The sequence below is a fragment of the Bacillota bacterium genome, assembly GCA_024655925.1.
Lineage (GTDB): Bacteria > Bacillota > DTU025 > DTU025 > JANLFS01 > JANLFS01.
On sequence record JANLFS010000003.1, the window covers coordinates 26,491 to 29,213 of the forward strand.

Annotated in this window: 4 protein-coding genes; all 4 read left to right on the forward strand. The window is 60.2% G+C overall.

Annotated elements, in window-relative coordinates:
• Window positions 1-588: DUF1385 domain-containing protein (locus NUW23_00775; protein MCR4424713.1), on the forward strand; the 588-nt coding region annotated here is incomplete at its 5' end.
• The gene (gene prfA, locus NUW23_00780) at window positions 585-1,652 is read left to right on the forward strand and encodes a peptide chain release factor 1 (protein ID MCR4424714.1); all 1,068 of its coding nucleotides are present in this window, start codon (window positions 585-587) and stop codon (window positions 1,650-1,652) included. The genes NUW23_00775 and prfA, both read left to right, overlap by 4 nt.
• Before the next feature lie 7 nt (window positions 1,653-1,659).
• Entirely contained in the window at window positions 1,660-2,565 is a 906-nt protein-coding gene (gene prmC, locus NUW23_00785) for a peptide chain release factor N(5)-glutamine methyltransferase (GenBank protein ID MCR4424715.1), read from the forward strand.
• Window positions 2,555-2,723: Sua5/YciO/YrdC/YwlC family protein (locus tag NUW23_00790; GenBank protein MCR4424716.1), on the forward strand; the 169-nt coding region annotated here is incomplete at its 3' end. The genes prmC and NUW23_00790, both read left to right, overlap by 11 nt.

The following is a 2,723-nucleotide window of genomic DNA, read 5'->3' on the forward strand; positions in this document are numbered from 1 at the left end:
TTCATCGTGCTGTTCATCATCGTGCCCAATGTCATAGTTGCTTTCTTCCAGAGGCGCATCGCGAGCATAGTCGTGGTCAACCTGATCGAAGGCTTGCTTCGCGTGACCATCTTCGTCGCATACATTGTCATCATATCTTGCATTCCCGATATTCAGCGGGTCTTTGCCTACCACGGGGCGGAACACAAGACCATATCCGCCTGGGAGGCGGGAGAGGACCTCACAGTCACGAATGCCGCCAAGCACACGACACTGCACCCGCGATGCGGCACTAGCTTCCTCCTGATCGTGATGGTTGTAAGTATCCTCCTGTTCAGCCTCCTCGGCAGACAGACGCTTCTGATGAGAATCGCCACGCGGATTCTGCTCCTCCCTGTCCTCGCTGGAATATCCTATGAAGTATTGAAACTAGCCGGCCAGGAGAAGGTTCCGGTTCTCTTGCGGTGGGCATCTGCCCCCGGGCTCGCGCTGCAGAGGCTCACTACCAGGGAGCCAGACGAACACCAGTTGGAGGTGGCGATCGCTTCTCTCAACGCTGTCATCGAGAAGGACCAGTCCAAGGAAGAGAGGGCAGGGAGCCAAGCGTGATTGCAAAGCTCGACGAAATAGAGTCCAGGTTTGAGGAGTTGGAGAGGAGGCTCGCGGATCCCGCGGTCATCGCGGATCAGGTGGAGTACAGGCGCGTTTCCAAGGCCCATGCGAGCCTCGAGACCATCGTTGTCAAGTACAGAGACCTCAAAGGCATCGAGGAGGGCATAGAGGCCACCACCGCTATGCTGCGAGAGAAGCTCGACGAGGAAATGCGCGAACTCGCCGAGGCAGAGCTCGAGGAGCTCGAAAGGAAGCGAGAGAGCCTGCTCGATGAACTGAAGGTTCTCCTTCTCCCCAAGGATCCGATGGATGAGAAAAACGTCATAATGGAGATCCGCGCCGGCACCGGCGGCGAGGAGGCGGCGCTCTTCGCCGGGGATCTATTCCGCATGTACACTCGGTACGCTGAGAGACGTGGATGGCAGATGGAGGGCCTGAGCTCAAACCCGACCGGGTTGGGCGGGTTCAAAGAGGTCATTTTCATGATCTCCGGTGACGGCGTCTACAGCCGGCTGAAATTCGAAAGTGGAGTCCACCGGGTGCAGCGGGTTCCCGAGACGGAGGCAGGCGGCAGGATTCATACGTCCGCGGCGACTGTCGCGGTCTTGCCAGAGGCGGAGGAAGTCGATGTCGAGATAAACCCCAACGACCTCAGGATCGATGTCTTTCGCTCTAGCGGGCATGGAGGCCAGAGCGTGAATACCACCGACTCAGCCGTCAGGATCACACACATCCCCACCGGGATGGTGGTTACGTGCCAGGATGAGAAATCGCAGCACAAGAACAAGGATAAGGCACTGCGGGTGCTCAGGGCGAGATTGCTCGACAGGCTGATGGAGGAGCAGAGATCCGGTATCGCGGAGACTCGCAAGAGCCAGGTGGGAACGGGTGACCGGAGCGAGCGGATTCGGACCTACAACTTCCCTCAGAACCGCGTAACAGATCACCGAATCGGCCTCACCCTCTACCACCTCGAGAACGTGCTTGACGGGGACCTCGACGAAGTAATTGATGCCCTGGTCCTGAACGAGCAGGGTGAGAAGCTCAAGCGAGCGGAGTGAGTGGAGGATGGTAGGCGACAGGCTCCAAGTCCTGGGGGTCCTAAAGCTGGCCACCGACTACCTCCGCTCCCGCGGCATAGACTCCGCGCGATTGGATGCCGAGGTGCTGCTGGCTGAAATCCTCGGGATGGAGAGAATAAGGCTGTACGTAGAGTACGACAGGCCTCTGTCAGGACGCGAGCTTGGGGCCTACAGGGAAGCTGTTGCCCGGCGGGCGGCGCGCGTCCCAGTGGCCTATATTACGGGGCACAAGGAGTTCATGTCGCTAGATTTCGCAGTGGACAGCCGCGTTCTCGTGCCGCGGCCTGACACAGAGATCCTGGTGGAGGCTGCTCGAGACGAGATTCTCTCCATGGGTGTTTCGGAGCCCATGATCGTTGACCTCGGGACTGGAAGTGGCGCGATCGCCTGCTCTCTGGGTAAGCTGCTTCCCTCTGCGCACATTCTCGCCACTGACATCTCCTCCGACGCGCTTGCGGTCGCAGAAGCCAACGTAGTGAGGCTGGGCCTGGACGACCGGGTCCGGCTCGCCCAGGGGGATCTGTTCGAGCCTCTTGACAAGGAAGGATTCAGCCGTGTCCACGCAGTGGTCTCAAACCCCCCTTACATCCCTGAGGTGGACATGTCCTCCCTTGTCCCAGAGATATCGAAGCACGAACCCGCGATCGCGCTTCTGGCCGGACCGGACGGCCTCGATTTCTTCCGCCGCATGGCCGCGGAAGTTAGCCCTTATCTTGAGCCGGGCGGGCTGATTGCGCTCGAGGTCGGTGACGGGCAAGCCAATGCTGTTGCAGGGCTGCTCGAAGACGCGGGTCTCGTCATGGTGAGGCGGGTCTGCGACTACGCCGGCCATTTCCGAGTGGTCCTTGCCCGAACTCCGAAGGAACTGGACGGAGAAGCCGATGGCAGATGAGATCAGAACCGAGTACGTCAGGGTCGACCCAACCTGTCCCGATCTTCGGGGGAGGCTGGCGCACGCAGCCCAGGTACTCCGCGATGGGGGGCTTGTCGCATTCCCCACCGAGACGGTGTACGGACTTGGGGCGAATGCTCTGGACGGGCGCGCTGTGG

What these genes read in the sequence shown, in the direction of transcription:
- prmC (MCR4424715.1), top strand. Translation starts at nt 1,660, where the DNA reads ATGGTAGGCGACAGGCTCCAAGTCCTGGGGGTCCTAAAGCTGGCCACC.